9 protein-coding genes, 1 pseudogene and 1 CRISPR repeat array are annotated in these 15,887 nt (G+C 47.9%); of the genes and pseudogenes, 4 read left to right on the forward strand and 6 right to left on the reverse strand.

What is annotated here, in order from left to right; translation table 11 throughout:
- A pseudogene (locus VB780_RS24895) lies at nt 1–277 on the forward strand (hypothetical protein); the annotation flags it as partial.
- Nucleotides 278–1,155: 878 nt separating this feature from the next.
- Nucleotides 1,156–1,904: a CRISPR direct-repeat array (repeat unit 30 nt; unit sequence CTTTCAAACCACTTCCCCGCAAGGGGACGG).
- A 130-nt stretch (nt 1,905–2,034) separates the two neighbouring features.
- Here the strand turns inward: VB780_RS24895 and cas6 are convergent.
- The 5 genes from cas6 to VB780_RS24920 form a co-directional block, all read right to left on the reverse strand.
- A complete protein-coding gene (gene cas6, locus VB780_RS24900) occupies nt 2,035–3,156 on the reverse strand; it encodes a CRISPR-associated endoribonuclease Cas6 (protein WP_323353886.1) in 1,122 nt (373 codons plus the stop codon).
- 452 nt (nt 3,157–3,608) lie between these two features.
- The gene (locus VB780_RS24905; protein WP_323353887.1) at nt 3,609–3,830 is read right to left on the reverse strand and encodes a hypothetical protein; all 222 of its coding nucleotides are present in this window, start codon (nt 3,828–3,830) and stop codon (nt 3,609–3,611) included.
- A 23-nt stretch (nt 3,831–3,853) separates the two neighbouring features.
- Complete coding sequence (locus VB780_RS24910) at nt 3,854–4,216, reverse strand: GspE/PulE family protein (protein ID WP_323353888.1); 363 nt, start codon at nt 4,214–4,216, stop codon at nt 3,854–3,856.
- Nucleotides 4,217–4,356: 140 nt separating this feature from the next.
- Nucleotides 4,357–6,066 carry an XDD3 family exosortase-dependent surface protein gene (locus VB780_RS24915; RefSeq protein WP_323353889.1) on the reverse strand — a complete coding sequence of 570 codons (1,710 nt, stop codon included), beginning with the start codon at nt 6,064–6,066 and terminating at the stop codon, nt 4,357–4,359.
- A gap of 53 nt (nt 6,067–6,119) precedes the next feature.
- Nucleotides 6,120–6,341 carry an NfeD family protein gene (locus tag VB780_RS24920; RefSeq protein WP_323353890.1) on the reverse strand — a complete coding sequence of 74 codons (222 nt, stop codon included), beginning with the start codon at nt 6,339–6,341 and terminating at the stop codon, nt 6,120–6,122.
- A gap of 198 nt (nt 6,342–6,539) precedes the next feature.
- On the opposite strand from VB780_RS24920, the gene VB780_RS24925 reads away from it, so the two are divergent.
- Genes VB780_RS24925 through VB780_RS24935 form a run of 3 tightly spaced genes read left to right on the forward strand, consistent with a single transcriptional unit; the run spans nt 6,540 to nt 10,733 of the window.
- Nucleotides 6,540–7,916, forward strand: a complete 1,377-nt coding sequence (locus tag VB780_RS24925) for an ATP-binding protein (protein ID WP_323353891.1) — start codon at nt 6,540–6,542, stop codon at nt 7,914–7,916.
- 35 nt (nt 7,917–7,951) lie between these two features.
- On the forward strand, nt 7,952–10,030 hold the full coding sequence (locus tag VB780_RS24930; protein WP_323353892.1) for a CHASE2 domain-containing protein: 2,079 nt from the start codon (nt 7,952–7,954) through the stop codon (nt 10,028–10,030).
- 4 nt (nt 10,031–10,034) lie between these two features.
- Entirely contained in the window at nt 10,035–10,733 is a 699-nt protein-coding gene (locus VB780_RS24935) for a DUF928 domain-containing protein (RefSeq protein WP_323353893.1), read from the forward strand.
- 89 nt (nt 10,734–10,822) lie between these two features.
- Here VB780_RS24935 and VB780_RS24940 read toward each other — a convergent pair whose 3' ends face one another.
- Nucleotides 10,823–15,886, reverse strand: coding sequence for a CHAT domain-containing protein (locus tag VB780_RS24940; RefSeq protein WP_323353894.1), 5,064 nt, complete (start codon nt 15,884–15,886; stop codon nt 10,823–10,825).
- Nucleotide 15,887: the final 1 nt, after the last annotated feature.

The following is a 15,887-nucleotide window of genomic DNA, read 5'->3' on the forward strand; positions in this document are numbered from 1 at the left end:
CAAGCACCGCTTTGGGCTGCATCGCTTCGGTCAGCAGACCTTGCTAGGGATGTACCGTTGGCTCGTCCTATCGCTGGTCGCCTTTATCCTGGCCCATTGGGGCTACCTCTCACTAGAAACCGAGGCGTTGCCAGATTGGGCAGAAGCCGCCGCTGTTGTAATGGAAGCCGCACTGGCCGATGTGCTGGTTTACCTGCTGCTGGCGGACATCGAGCGAAAACGTCCCTTACTACAGCAGCAGGGGATTGACGTTCAAATTACCAGGTGCAAGATGTGAGTATGTCTACTTTCAAACCATTTCCCCGCAAGGGGACGGAAACATGCACTCGGTCTTGTCGGCAGCTAACCCATCTTGGGCCGTCTTTCAAACCACTTCCCCGCAAGGGGACGGAAACACTATCTGCTTGCCCTTGCTCATGTACTTCGCCAGATAGGCTTTCAAACCAGTTCTCCGCAAGGGGGCGGAAACATTTTGTGGCAGGTTTCCGGGTCATAGATGTTGTTGACCTCTCAAACCACTTCCCTGCAAGGGGACGGAAACACTTCTTGGCGAAACCAGCCGACCTTCTCTTCTGTACTTTCAAACCACTTCCCTGCGAGGGGACGGAAATAACCAGTCGTAGACAGCTGTCAGCGCCTCCTGGTCACTTTCAAACCAATTCCCCGCAAGGGGACAGAGACCGATAGATCTGGATGTGGTGGAGCTCTAGGTACTTCTGGTCACCCCAACCATTTCCCCGCAAGGGGATGGAAACCCCAGTCAGCCATTGTCGTGTCCTTTATAAGATCCTTGTCACCCCACCCTTTTCCCCGCAAGGGGACGGGAACCCATGAAATCTAGTTGCTCTGGCGAGGCTGCTTTAGTTTTGTCGCACCCTTTCCCCGCAAGGGGACGGAAACCCTTGAAAGGGCGACGTGTTAACCGCTCCACCAATGCTGGTCACCCCACCCTTTTCCCCGCAAGGGGATGGAAACCCATATTCCATAAAGCCAGGCTTGATTTTGGCTTTGGTCATCTCAATCTTTTCCCCGCAAGGGGACGGAAACAGAGTCGCATACTTAGACTTGTGATACGGATCATGTCTGTTATCCCAGCTTTTTCCCGCAAGGGGACGGAAACGCAATGATGAACCGTTGAAAGCCATCATTCTTGTTCCTTTAAACCACTTCCCCGCAAGGGGACGGAAACGCAATCTGCCCCACCATGTCCCCGAGGTAGCCTAGCTGCTCCTCCACTTCCAAACCACTTCCCCGCAAGGGGACGGAAACTCACCACAGCCAGTCGATCCGGGGCGATAAACACCGGCTTTCAAACCACTTCCCCGCAAGGGGGCGGAAACATAGCCTTAGCCTTCTCGTATTGCCCCTGTAATTCGTTGAACTTTCAAACTACTTCCCCGTAAGGGGACGGAAACTATCATTGGCTTGGGCTTGGAGGACCGCATTTCAACTTTTAAACCACTTCCCCGCAAGGGGACGGAAACTTTCGTAAGATTTTGAGTGCTAAAATTCGCAGTCAATCTCTTTCAAACCACTTTCCCTCAAGGGGACGGAAACACAAATGTTGCAATTCCTCCAGGTTCACGACAACCATCTTTCAAACCACTTCCCCGCAAGGGGACGGAAACTAAATAAATTGGCAATGCTGTCGTGGAATCGTCGCTTTCAAACCACTTCCCCGCAAGGGGACGGGAACACTCAAGATGTCGGTGTTCGCGCCCTGAATCAAACTTTCTTTCAAACCACTTCCCCGCAAGGGGACGGAAACCTAGCGACGGAGGCATAGGTCACACCCCGCCCAAAACTTTCAAACCACTTCCCCGCAAGGGGACGGAAACTAGAGCATCAGACGGTGGTAGCAAATCCCAAGAGAACTTTCAAACCACTTCCCCGCAAGGGGACGGAAACAGCGGGAAATCAGAAGGATGAATGGTTTGCCTGCACAACACTCAGGGTGTTCTCCTTCAGTATGTGTTTCAGCCTTTACCCCCCTTTGACCATCCCAGACTTTCGCTACATTGCTGCCTTCTGCCTTTATTCTTTCTCCCTCAGCGATCGCCGCGCCAGTTTGCTATAGGTCTTTGCCGTCTCGTAGGGAATACTCAAATCTTCCGCGATCGCTTGCAGCGAGTCGCCCAACTCCCGCCGTGCCAAAACCGTCGCCCAAGTCTCCGCCGAGGCTTGGGCACGGCTGCCACCCGTGCGCTTCTTTTGATTGATGAAATAGGTCGTCAGCTCGTCGATGCGATCGGCCAGCAGCTTTTGGGCCGCAGGCACCGCCTGAGGCTCAACCTGACTTAGGTGCCAGCCCAAGCGTGTTTGCCCCAGTCCAAACGTCGTCTTGTGCCCCGTTCCGCAGTAGGGCGCATAGTGCCCCAGCGTGTAAAACAGCTGCTCAAACTCTTCATGGGCCGCCGCTTTGCCTGCCAACCCATAAGTCACCGCCCCCACAAACCCCCTCACCGCCCCTCGCTTACCCGCCGCAATCTTCTCGCTAGCTAGTTCATGCCGCTGAAACACCACACAGTCATCCACCCAATCGAGAAAGTCATCTTGATCGACCGGGCGATTGGCAAACTCATTCCACCGCCGCAGGTAGCTGTGAAATACATTTCGAGGCCAGGGCAGCGGCAAATGATGCCCCTTGCGGCGAAAACTAGTGGGGCTCACAAACGTCAGGCTGAGGCTGCGCCCCGGATCCACCGTCGCCAGCTCGGCATAGGTCGTCGGGGCTTGGGCATAGCTCACCCGGCGAATAGTCAGCGGTGCACTTTTGAGCGCCACCACCTCAGGCAATTGCTTGAGCCACTGGGCCAGCCCCGCCACCACAGGTTTCGTCAATCCATTGACGTACCACTGGTAAGTCTTCCCCGCTTGCAATTGCAGGCTGCGGCTCTGAGTGGAGAATTGACCACTCAGTCCGGATAGATTAAAAGCTTTGTCCGTCTCACCATCGTGCAACTGCGCCGACAGTTCTGGGTCAAATTCTTGAATCTGCTGCAAAAACCAAGCGTGCAGGCCAATGGTGTACTGCGGATACAGCTCGTAGGCGCTGTCGGCCACCAGGTCAAACCGCAGGCTGACTAGTTCAGTTTGGGCAGGCCACAGGGTTTTGGCGCTCAGGTCTAGCTCAGTTCCTTGAGCAGCTTTGGGCATAGGGTCACCGAAATGCTTAGGCCCAGTATATTTCAATCCCCTCGGGGGGAAGCTAATGTTGATGGAATTGGGGGGGAGGGGGTGCGATCGCGCCTCAGGTGCCCGAACTCAGAAATGGGTCGATTCAAGGTCGAATCCTCTGGTCTTCAGCGCGACGAATAATGTCTCAATGCCCCCCCAACTGGTAATCCAACAACGTTTTATCAGATATGGTCTGCTCTATATTCAATCAGTAAGATTGAGCAGCGCGGTACTGCGGGCTAGCTGGCCCGCCTCACCATCTCTTGGCGATCGCTCCGAGAGTGCTAGTGGGCTAGGGCGCTGGCTGGCAGCACCCGATTTACCTCTTCCACTGTAGTCAAGCCCGCCAACACCTTCTCAGTCGCGGCTAGACGAAACGACTGGTACTCAATGCTTTGTAAGTATCGGTTGAGATGCGTCAGCGACCCCTCCTATATAATCTGCCGCACCTGGCTATTCACATCCAGCAACTCGATGATCGCCTCTCGCCCCAAAAAGCCAGAATGAAAGCACTGGGCACAGCCCCGACCCCGGCGCGGTGTGCCATCGGCTACCTGCTGGCGACCTAGGCCCAGCATCGCCATATCTTGACTAGTCAGCGGGTGGGGTTCGGCACAATGGGGGCATACCCGCCGTACCAGAAGCTGAGCCACCACCCCTAACAGTGCATCGCTGATTAATCCCGGATCAGGGCCAATATCCTTGAGCCGAGGAATGGCCCCACGGCGTCATTAGTGTGCAGCGTAGTAAATACCAGGTGCCCAGTGAGGGCTTCTCGCACAGCGGTTTCAGCGGTTTCGCTGTCGCAGATCTCGCCAATCATAATAATGTCTGGATCCTGCCGCAGAATGCTCCGCAGCCCCGCCGCGAAGGTCATCCCCACCGCCTTGTTTACCTGAGTCTGGGTGATGCCGGGCAGAACGTACTCCACCGGGTCTTCGACGGTGACGACGTTGACGGCTTCGGTAGCGACCTCCTTCAAACTGGCATAGAGGGTGCTGGTTTGACCCGACCCCGTTGGCCCAGTGAGAATGATCATCCCCTGGGATTGTGCAGAACCCCCATCACCGGAACCTTCAATACCAATGCCCTAGTGGATTAGAACCACAAAAAAGCCCCTAGCTATTGCCCCAGTGGAGCTTTTGCTAAGGGCTAACTATGGTTTTAGCTAAGCTTCTGCTAAATCACCGCAGTCGGTGCCAAGGCAATTGGCTGCATCAGCGGCGAGTTATACACTGGCCCATTTTGGTAATAGCTAGTGTCGGTATCGCTAATATGAGCCAGCCCGTTAAGGGTGACCTGCGCCGTATTGCCAAAAACAGGCACTAGCCGGTCAAATTCAAGGTCGGTAATGGCAAAGCTACCCGTGAACCTAATATCAATGCGATCAAAGCCGTTGGCATTAGTCAAGAGATCGACCTCAGGAATGTAGCCTTCGCCAGGGCCACCTTCTATCCTTAGGCTATCAATAGTCTGATAACTTCCATCATCGAGGCGGCGATAGCTTGTAATTAAGGCTTCGTCGTCATATTGACCATCTACGTCAAATAGACCTACTTGGAAGTTATTGACTAAATAGTCAAAATCGAAACGAACGATGCCACCATAAACAGAGTCATTTGGATTTGAGCTATCGCCATCCTCGGAGATAATCAGAACATTACTGAAAGTATCACTGCGTAGGTCTTCATCGTTACCGGTTGGGTACTGAGTATCAAAAATCATGGCACCAAACTGGGGTTGGCCATCGTAATAAGTTTGCTGAGAAACCGTTAGCCCAAGGGAAGAGTACTCATCATCGATTATGGTGCCTGCGGCTAGAGGATTACCGAAGGCGTCTACCTCAAAGTCAATGGCAACTTTTTGATCTGGCACTAATGTTGTATTGCGAGTTCCATATTCCAAATTAGCCGCCCGCCCACTTAATGCATAAGTCCACGTTTCACCTGGAGAGAGAATTCCATCACCATTAACATCTGTCCTGTAATCTAGCTCTGGAAATAATTCATGCAGATCGCTTAAGGTTAGATCGACAACTTGAACATCCTCTTCAAGGAACGCAACATTGCCCGTATTGGCAACTTCAAATGTCCATTTAATCCGCTCACCAGGATTAGCTATAACGGCATCACCCGGAGCTTTGGCGTCAAAGCCATTTGTTTTCTTGGTGATTTCGATGTCAGGGTTAATCTCAATGGCAATCACATCGTTGTCACACTCTGGCGCAAAATGAGCTGTAAATGGCCCTTGCGGCAGAGTAGCCGGATCCACTGATCCACCGATGATATTAGACCCGACACCCTCCATCATTGGAACGTTAAAGTCAGGCACCTGTGTTAGGGGATTAACACCACCAGAAACCAAGATTCCCCCAGAAATAATGTTAGGCACATTGCCAGGATCAATCTGATTGAAGTAGGACGTATCCGCCGGTAAAGTCCCGATGGAAGGAATCCCACCATTCGCGCTAACGTAGGCGTTATATTCAGTCAGACCACCGTCTAACCCTAGGCCATTGCTCAAGGCAACACTGGTAGCCGTAACGTTGCTATAGATCCCCATTGGGCCAACGTCAGCTTCATTGCCGTCGGAAAAGTGGATGGCATACATGTCAGCGCTACCGTTCGCCGCATTGAAGGAACTTTGATCGCCAAAGTTTAGAAATAAATCCCCTGGGTGAACAATCTCGCCTTCATCATTCGTTGTGCCAGAGGCAGGAAGATTTGTGCTAATGGCAAAATCCAAGCTGGTTTCGGTAAAGCGCACGGCTATGCCGTAAAGTTCGTACTTAGTGCCGCCAACTTGCTCAGTGCTGTCTTCACGGGCAATGCTGTCGGTTGCAGAATCTCCGGCATAGATCCAGCCGTCTTTCAAAATTGCGTTTGCCATCTAGGTTGATCCTTATGTAGATGTAAGTTGCTCAAAGCCATCCGTTAACAGAACTAGGTAGCCAAGGGCTGAACCAATAGCACCAGTCCCCGTCGCCCCATCACCAACACAGGGGCATCGGGTGGCAGTGCCATCTCCCCAGAAGGAGTATCGAGTTCAGCGGGCCAGGAGGTCGCGGCGTACTTCACCCCTCCTCGGCCATGTGAGGAGATGGCTTCCTCCACCACACCCTGCTCAGGCCAGAAAAACCAATGGGTAACCAGTTGAAAAATCATGACCTTAACCCCATCTGCTGCGGATAGGTTCAGATTAGAAGCGGGGCATACTAAAACCTAGATTTCATTCGTCAATATCGACACCATCAGCGTTGGTTTTCGATCCAGCGCTCGTTTGATTTTCTATAGATTTGATGAAGATGGCCGTTATACTACGGATTGTTTTTGTAAAAAAACAGACAATTGGGTGCGTATACTGTGATTTATTCTGAGTTTCCTGAAGTGGCCTCCTTTTGGGATTTAGGCCAACTTTTCGTAGATCTCTCCAGAGCGAAGCAGTGCTCAGATCGCTCTCCTGGCAACAAACTCTCCAATACGGAGTGGCTGTATCTTCAGGGTATATTGGCCCAGTGTGCCCCTGCAGAGATTGCCAATCACTGCCATGTATCGAGTGGCACTGTACGGAGTTGCCTCAGTGATCGTATTTATCCCTATGTAAAGCTACTGATCGAACAAAAAACAGGCGAAGGCAAAGAGATCAAACACTGGTCTGAGGTGGCTCCAGTGTTAGAGCAGCTCGGCTACAAACAGCGTCTCTTCTCCGAGAATCCGGGAGAGTTAAGCTCTAGCTGGGTGGGTGCCCCAGAAATCGATGTTATTTTTGGCCGTGAGACAGAGCTAAAAGCCCTACAACGTTCAATTCTCAGTGAAGAACGGCGAATTGTGATGTTAACGGGAGCCGGAGGCATTGGCAAAACAGCCCTGGCTGTAAAGTTGGCTAAAACCTTAGAAAAGGAGCACCACTACCAGGTGCTTTGGATTGCTATGTCAGCCGCTCCATCTGCTGAAAGTATCATCGCGCAAATCCAACGCTTGTGGGGTTCTCAAGTTACCTCCCCAGCCCTAACACTAGAAGAGCAATGGCAAGACCTAATTCAAGGGATGGCTAATACTCCGTGGCTAGTTGTATTAGACGGGATGGAAACCATTTTGGAACATCACAAATACACCTCAGAGCACCAAAGCTACAAATCATTATTCCGTCAAGCTTGTGAAACCAAGCACCTAGGTCGATTTCTGGTGACTAGCTCACAGAAAGTTACTAATCTCTGCGTTTTAGAAGACAAAGGCTTGCCCGTGAAGCTATGCAGGCTAGAGGGGTTAAGCAAGTGTGCTACTGGCAAACTACTGGAACATCTAAATGTGGAGTGTAAGCATGCCCAGGACTGTGAACAGGTACGGCGAGTTTATAACGGTAATCCTCAGTTCATTCGTTTTTTTGCGACTAGCATTCGTGAAATTTTCAATGGCAAACTTATCAAGTTCACTGAATTAGATACAATTTTGCTGGATGAGCAAATGCAATTACTGTTAGACATGCAGTTGCAATGTCTATCTCATCTGGAAAAGCGGATAATGCGCGATTTGGCTGAGGCGAACCAGCCCCTCTCTGTGGCAGAATTACGAGCGCGATTGAATGGCTTGGTCAGTACTAGCGAATTAATTAATGTTCTAAGAAGCTTAAAAGAGCGTGAGTTTTGTGAGCAAATGATTGGGAAGACAAAGGAAGAGATGGAGTATCAACTACGACCTCTGATCTATAAGTATCTGGCCGATTACCTCAATTGTGTATAGATGTCGGACGTTAAGGATGGCAAAGGCTGATCGCTATGTTCAAACCAGGAACCATTCTCAATCAGCGCTATAAAATCCTTCGCCAAGTGGGAAGGGGAGGATTTAGTTTGATCTTTGAGGTAAGAGATATTAGGCAATTTAATCTTGAAAATTATTTTGGCCTTAGAAAATCGAAGTCGATCAGAATTTTAAAAGTCTTTAGCTATCTTGGCTATCAAGTCAATGAAGCTGAATCATGCTTTAGAAGAGAAATAGAAATCCTAAAACTTTTAAATCACCCTCAAATTGTTCAATACAAAGATAACTTTGAGATCATTATTAACAATCAAAATGTACCTTGTTTGGTATTGGAAAAAATTAACGGGAAGACCTTAAGTGAATGGATTAATGATCATGGATCAATCTCGGAGTTTTTGGCAATAAACTGGTTAAGTCAATGCATTAAAATTCTAGACTATCTTCATTGCAGAAAATATATTATGCATCTAGATCTTAAGCCTGAAAACATTCTAATCACATCTAGCGGTAAACTAGTAATTTTAGATTTTGGAACAGCAAGAATCTTTACAACTACACTAATTTCAAAGTTGGTAGATTTGGAAGGCGAGCAATTTAATAGGATAGGAACACCATTTTACTCACCTGTAGAGCAGACAAAAGGGAAGCCAATACCACAATCTGATTACTACTCTTTGGGGAAAGTTATCATACAGGCATTAATAAATAAGTACCACGACCAGATTCAAGAAGATGAAGAGGGGTTTCTTTTATGGCATCAATATGCATCAGAAGTTACAGAGGAATTTAAATCAGTATTAGATTGGATGATATCTTATGAATTTCAGGCTAGGCCTCAAAACCCAAGAGAGATAGAATATTCGATTTTACAGTTAAAAGAGAAGCTCAATATAAAGGACAAGAAACTGCTTCATTCTATTCTGGAGTTGAGTTTCTCTTTTACCTTATACTCAACACTGACTTCTATACTTGTATTAATCTTGAGAACAATAGGATTTTTTCAAGTTCCTGAACTTGCAATCTACGATTTTATGCTGAGAATTCGACCCTTAGAAGAGTCAGATAAAAGAATTCTAATTATTGAAATAACAGAAAGTGATTTGATATATCAAAGTAATAATTTCAATTCATCTATTGAGGAGCAATGGAGAGGTTCACTAGCCGATCAGTTCCTTGACAAAATTCTCCAAAAGCTAAGTCTTTACAATCCCGCAGTAGTCGGGGTTGATATTTATAGAGAAACTAGTATATCTAAAAATCTCGTTTCTAACTTGATAGCTGTTTGCGGCACTCAAGACGATGCAGGTGTTCCTTTACCTCCTGAACATAGCATTGGTCACACTGGCTTCGCTACTGTTCCACTAGATGTAGACTATCGCTCGCGTCGCCAATATATTACACGAGAAATCAATCCAATATGTCCAACAGATCGCTCCTTTAGCTATGTTATTGCTGATAGTTATCTCAAGACGATCAACTCATCTGCTCTAGAAGAGGCTCTTCAGGAAGAAGATTTTTCCTATTTTTTATCTCGCAGTTTATCCCACTCATCTATTTATCCGCGACATGAAATTTATGATTTACAGACAATGATAAACTTTCGCTCTCTCAGAAGTTTTAGAGATATTTCAGAATCAATAACTTTAGCAGATTTTTTGGAGGAACCTCCATCTGCTGAACTTCATGAAATGATTCATCAGAAAATCGTACTTATAGGTACTACTGCTCCAAGCTATAAAGATTACAAACTAACACCTTATGGAGAACAAGCTGGTCTCTTTATAAATGCTCATATAGTTAGCGATTTGATTAGTTTTGCGCTAAATGAACGTCCCCTGATTAAAGTACTTAAACTAAGGGGAAGTCTTATATGGATCTGGTCATGGACGATTTTATCAGTAGCTTTAATTTCCACGAGAAGAAGTGTGAAGAGAGCGATATCATTATTTTTTTTAATATCTTCTATTCATATATTGATTTGTTTCTGTGCGATCTTAATTGGATACTTAGTTCCATTGTTTCCTGTGTTTATTTCGATTTCTTTTTCTGCGATAATTTCAATTTATCTAATTAGACACAAAAAAACGGAGGGCTAGATCAATGTCGAGAATTTTTCAAAGAAAGATAAAGAGTTTGCTTAGTTTCCTGTGTTTCTCTTCTTTGCTTTCACCAGGAATAGTGGCGGAAGCAAGTTACTCATCAAGTACACTGCGACTAAACGACATAAAACTGTTTTCGGAAGACTTTCTTATTCAAGAAAATTTTATTTCAAGAAGAGAGGACGACAATGCAAGCCGCGGTGAGTGTGAAGTTGCTGAGGGAAATGGGTTTCGTTTGACGGCTCTTGTACCACTTGCATCTTCTAGAATACGTCCTTTGACAACCTCAAGTCATCCAACTTTTTGGGTCTATTCTCCTTATACTACCTCTGAGAATACCATCATTAACTTTGCTTTATATAACCGTTCAGACACGAGCCAAGCTAATCCTATCTATGAGACTAATCTCTCAAATATAGAGGCAGGAATTATAAGAATTCCTATGCCTAGCAGCGCACCTCATCTTATTGAAGGCAATGAGTATGAATGGTTCTTTGAGGTATATTGTGACGATACTAGCCCTAATTATGTAATCGGAAATATTATCTTTGTAGATAATTTGACAAACATAGAACTGGCTTGGTATGACAGAGTTACAGAGCTTGCAAACCGGTTGAATAATGGACAGATGCATGAATGGCTCTCTTTGTTAGAATCTGTCGGTTTAGAGTTTCTTGCTGACCAAGAGATATCCAACTAGAAAGCATCAAGTAAAAGAGATGATGATTAGATGTTTGCCTCTTTTTTGTGTAGAGAAGTTGGTGCAATATGTTACAGGTATCAGTTTCTCTACCACGGATTTCCAACAATTGTAAAGCCTGACCAAAGGTAGGGATGTGATAATGCTGCATCTCCATGCATGCTTATTCTCTCTGGAATTGTAATAATCTGATCCCCAAAATAAACGACCTGGTTGCCATCAATAGAGAAGTTTCCTTGAATCATATCTACTTGGGCTCTTCTCAGGGCTTCTGCTTTAATTAAATTGAGATTTTCATCACTCAAATATCTGTAAAAACTAGACATCAGGGCTAGGGTGCCAAAATCATCTACCTTCCATATACTTGCTAATGCTGACTTAACTCCTACCTGAACTGTTAAACCTGCAAATCCTAGCTCAGCATTAATATCATCACGGGCAGTATTACAAGCACTTAGAGTTAATAATTCTACGGGAGGGTTATTCCAATCTAAATTTCCTATCTCGTGGAGGCTGAGACGGGTATCGCTAAGCTGGATATAGGAGTTTGCTGGATTTCCTGGTAAAAAGATTGCATGAGTAGCTAAATGAATGATCCCGTAAGGATTTTGTTGTCGCTGTGTACGCAGATTAGATAATGTAAATAAATCATCTTCAAGAACTGTAGTTTCTTGCCAAAGCGTATCTAGAAAATTCAGTTCCTGTGTAACTCCTGGCAAATCTGAAAGCTCTGTTTCAGGAGGAAAAGCGGATGCTCCCATAGCTAAAATATCCATTTTGCGGATATTTTGATATTGCGTATCAGTTAGGCTAAAGCTAGGCATAAGGCCAACACTATAGCCTTGTTCAACAATAAACTGCTGACCATTGTGAAGAACTGGCAGTACAGCCGCTAGAGGAACAGTTCTTATTCCATTATCCATGATGAAAATTAAATTTGAAACTCCTATCCTTTCAAGATCATTTTGAATACCTCCAATGAGCCAACCATATAGTTGTTGTGACAATCCCAAATAAGATGGGGTGTCACTTATAATTCCTCTAAGAAAATTCCTACGATAATCTATATCTATTGCACTTCTTAGTTCTTGAACTGTGTTGATCACTGCAAATCTAGTCGCATTAGGATCTTCAACCCGTACAAGAATAGGTTCTTCATCGGCTGTTACTAGGACTAACTGTAACTGATCAGCATCATCACCAGGGATAGATTCTGATTGTCTAAGAACAGTTCCCTGATTCGTTAGGCGATCCTGACGGATAACTTCTTTGCCATCGATAGTCTCTGTTCTTAATCGAATTTGTTCAGGTTCAAATACAACGTAAATAACGGCTGGTCGTACTCCTGTAAGTCTTTCAATTTCTCTTAACTCGTCTTGAATTTCCTCTAGGCTCTTAATTCTAGTGGGCTCAACAGCGGTTTCAGGATTTCGGCTGAGATATTCCTCTAAAGTTCTCGTAAAATACTCATCCAGCCAAAACGGTTGGTTGTCAGCATCTGCGGGTTGAATTTCCTCTGGCAACGTATCTGGTAAAGCTGCGTCAGCTGCTAGAGTTGCTTGAGGGCTAGTAATAATACGAATATTACCCTGGGTATAGGGGCCAAGGAATGAGCCAGGGAAAATAACATTATTGGCTCCCGTGGTTAATGCCCCAACAGTGCCATTTTGTGACGCAGTGGAAATAATAAATGGGGTCAAAACGTCAGCGGCACCACCGTTATGGGTGATGGTAATAGTTCCTTCTCCGCCGCCACCAGCTGTAGAAATGCTGGCCAATATACCGTTTTGGTCAGAGAAAGTTCCTGTGGCCCTAAAGAACCGGGAAATTGATTCAATCAAGACATCACCGCCTGCTCCGTTGGTACCGCCTTGGGCGTTGATAAAGCTCACCTCAACGTCCCCGAGGGGGTCGAGGGTTACGTTGCCGCCTCTGCCAATGGTGGCACTGGTGTTAATTTCGCCTGCCGTAATGCTGTCGCGGGCTAATACAGTGATGTTGCCGCCATTGGCTACCCCCGTTGCGGTTAAATTAGTGGTGGTTACAGTGCTGGTGGGGTCTCCACCATTAGCACTGAGGGTGATGGAGCCCCCTGTGGTAGCTCCAGATGCGTTGATGAGGCCTGTGGCGGTGATGGCGTTGGGGTTGCTGATGGTGATGTTACCGCCAGCATCAGTGCCAGAGACGGAGGATAGGTTGTTAACTGTGATGGTATCGGTGTTGCTGCTGAGGGTAATGTCGCCGCCGTTGGTGGTGACGCTGTTAACAGCCAAATTGGTTTGGGCGTTGAGGGCTATATCCCCACCATTGGTGACTACATTGGGAGTCTGCACGGCGCTGCCCGTGCTGGTAAGGGCCACGTTGTCGGTAGCAGTGATCGCCTGAGTAGTTACTGCACCTATAGCGTTAAGGTTTACGCTACCGTTGGTGGTGGTGAGGGGGTGGTTAAGTGTGATGTTGCCGGTGGCTGGGGTGCCCGTCTGCTGAAAGCTTCCGGCTTGGATAGGGGCATTGGTGGTGAGGTTGTTGAAACTTTCTAGGACAATGTTGCCGAGTTGCTGGTTAGGGGCGGTGCCAACGACGGCGTTAAAGGTGATATCACCGCTGCCTGCTATCAGAGTGAGGTTATTGCGCTCGCCTGTTTCGCTGTTAAGAGTGTTATTGAAGGTAATATCTGCGCCTGGCGTTCCAGTCCTGAGGGCAGTGTTTTGGGTGAGGACAATACCTTGATAAGTTTGTGTACCTGTGGTTTCAATTACTCCACCTCGAAATGTGAAGTTGCCGCCAACCAAGACATCACTTAGAGGTCCGCTTTCGCCAATATTGCCAACAAGCGTAGTGTTAGTTGGCAAGACAAGTGAATAGTTGCCACCACTTATCGAATCAATAGCGCCTTCAATTCTAAGATCATCTCCGCCTGTCGTTGTCAGGCTTAGATCTCTTTGAAGAATTAGTGGTGCTGCAAAGACAGCATTATTTTCAGTGGGCAAGATTAATCTTGGGGCATTAACTGACAGGGCTTGACCACGAGTATTGATACTGTATCTTGTCGGATTAGTATCGCTAATAGTAAAGCTGTTAGTGATTTCAATTTCTGTTGGACTCCTTAGGGATATTCTGTCAGCGCTGATCCCACCCACTGAAATAGTGCCATTTTCGGATCTTAAGCTGATTGGGCCAGCCTCAGGCTGCAAAGAGGAAGGATCAGTCGCAGTAAACGAACTAATTTCTCCAACAATATTTATGTCGTTGTTTGCTCGGATATTTACTCCGCCAGTGCCAGCTTGACCTGTAGTCCTGATAGTAATTGAATTTGGGTTGCTTATTCCATCATCTTCTCTGCCCAAAGCAGAGAAATTACCTGTTGAGTTGATTGTTATACTTCCTCCACGACCTGGGCCAACACCTTCATTATTAAGAGTGTTTGATCTAGCAAAGATTCTGTTTACAGTAATGTCCCCTGAAGTACTAGTGAGACTAATATTTCCAGCACTTCCCCTAACAGCACCAACTCCAGGGCCGTCATTACTTCCAATAATGCCGACGTTTATAGTGCCAGCAGTAATTGAAATACTTCTTCCTTGAGTGAGTATTAAACTTTCCGGTGCCGCCCTAAATTCACCGCCATTGGCAGTGAATTGTATTGTTATGTTGCTACCTCCACGATCACCAAAGTCCAACACCAGATCTTCGATAATAATATTCCTTGTTGCACTAAGACTTACATTGCTAGAAGAGGCGGTATTTCTTAGGGCCACCTCGGATATTTCAAAGTCTGTGTCAGAACCACCGTCCGTTTCCCAGATTACTCCATCAGCAATTTCATTGTCGTCGCTTCCCCCATCCCCATCGATAATTGTTATGTCTCGAGGGTCAAGTAGGAGCATGCCTGGAGTGCCAGTTTGAGAGCCTAAATTCGCGCTTCCTTTAAAGGCTAAGTTTTCTCTACCCGAAACCTCGGCAAAGCCGCCGTCGCCGGAGATCTGGCCGCCACGGGCTGTAAGGTTGCCATAATATCCCGTAGCTTCATCGGCCCAGATGATGATTGTGCCGCCATCGCCGGTCTCTAGGGCATCGGCATTAAGGGTGGTGGTGCTATCAACGTAGGTGCGTTGGGCAGTGGGTACATTGCCTGCGCCCTGGTAGTCGCCGCCGACCAGGATGGTGCCGCCGCCTGTGGTGCCGCTGGCGTCGATCTGGGCATTGACTAGGCCGATGCGATCGCCCAATATCGCCGCCGTCCCCCCTTGCTCGCCCGACACATCGATCCCGCCCGACACAATGGTAGTGCCGGGGCGATCGGGCACGGAGGTATCGCTGGGCAGTTGCACTGCCCCCGCGTCGTTGACCGCCAGGCCCAGGGAAGCAGGGGAGAGTCCTGTGGTGAGCAGTTCTGGCAGAGCGGTGACAGGCAGTTGCCAGGTGTGGGGCTGGTTGCCTGCCATCACAGGTGCGTCTAGCTCCAAAGCCAGAATGTAGCCTGGCAGCGTCAGGCGTATGGTGCTCTCGCCGGGCACGGCGGTAATCAAGATTTGTCCGGCGGGGGCGGTGAGCTGGCCGGTGTTGATCACAGTGCCGCCCAGCAGCGCCAGGGTAGAGCCGGTGCCCACCGCCAGATTGCCCGCGTTGACAATCGCCCCCGAGATCGCATTGCTAAAGCCAAAGGCCGTCGGGTCACCCAGCAGCGCCGAGAAGTCGTTGGGGCCAGCGGCGTGGAGCCAGCGATCGCCAAACTGCATCCCCGTCGCCGTGGTCGCCGCAAAGCTGGCGGGCAGGTTGAGCTGGGCATTGGCCCCAAACACAATGCCCGAGGGGTTCATCAAGTAAAAATTGGGGTTGCCGCCTGTGACCTGGAGCAGGCCGTTGATAATTGACGGGTCGCCGCCCACCACCTGGGTGACAATATTGCGCAGGGCAGGGTTGGCCAAAAAGTTGGCAATCTGGCCCTCGCTGAGGCCAAACTGCTGAAACTGGTGGAACAGGTTGAGCTGGTCGGCAGACAGCGCCCCGCCCTGGATATCAAACTGGTTGCCGTTGAAGATTACCTGGGTGCCTGTGCCATTGACGCTGGGCACAATGGCCTGGGCAAGCACTGGATTAGCCCACAGGGTAGAGACTCCCAAAGCCAGGCCAGCATAGAGAAAACGAGTCATA

The organism is Leptolyngbya sp. CCNP1308, from assembly GCF_034932455.1.
GTDB lineage: Bacteria > Cyanobacteriota > Cyanobacteriia > Phormidesmidales > Phormidesmidaceae > Nodosilinea.

Coding starts and splice junctions, on each gene's coding strand:
- VB780_RS24920 (WP_323353890.1), bottom strand. CDS start 6,341: ATGATTTTTCAACTGGTTACCCATTGGTTTTTCTGGCCTGAGCAGGGT.
- VB780_RS24935 (WP_323353893.1), top strand. CDS start 10,035: ATGTCGAGAATTTTTCAAAGAAAGATAAAGAGTTTGCTTAGTTTCCTG.
- cas6 (WP_323353886.1), bottom strand. CDS start 3,156: ATGCCCAAAGCTGCTCAAGGAACTGAGCTAGACCTGAGCGCCAAAACC.
- VB780_RS24915 (WP_323353889.1), bottom strand. CDS start 6,066: ATGGCAAACGCAATTTTGAAAGACGGCTGGATCTATGCCGGAGATTCT.
- VB780_RS24910 (WP_323353888.1), bottom strand. CDS start 4,216: ATGATCATTCTCACTGGGCCAACGGGGTCGGGTCAAACCAGCACCCTC.
- VB780_RS24930 (WP_323353892.1), top strand. CDS start 7,952: ATGTTCAAACCAGGAACCATTCTCAATCAGCGCTATAAAATCCTTCGC.
- VB780_RS24940 (WP_323353894.1), bottom strand. CDS start 15,886: ATGACTCGTTTTCTCTATGCTGGCCTGGCTTTGGGAGTCTCTACCCTG.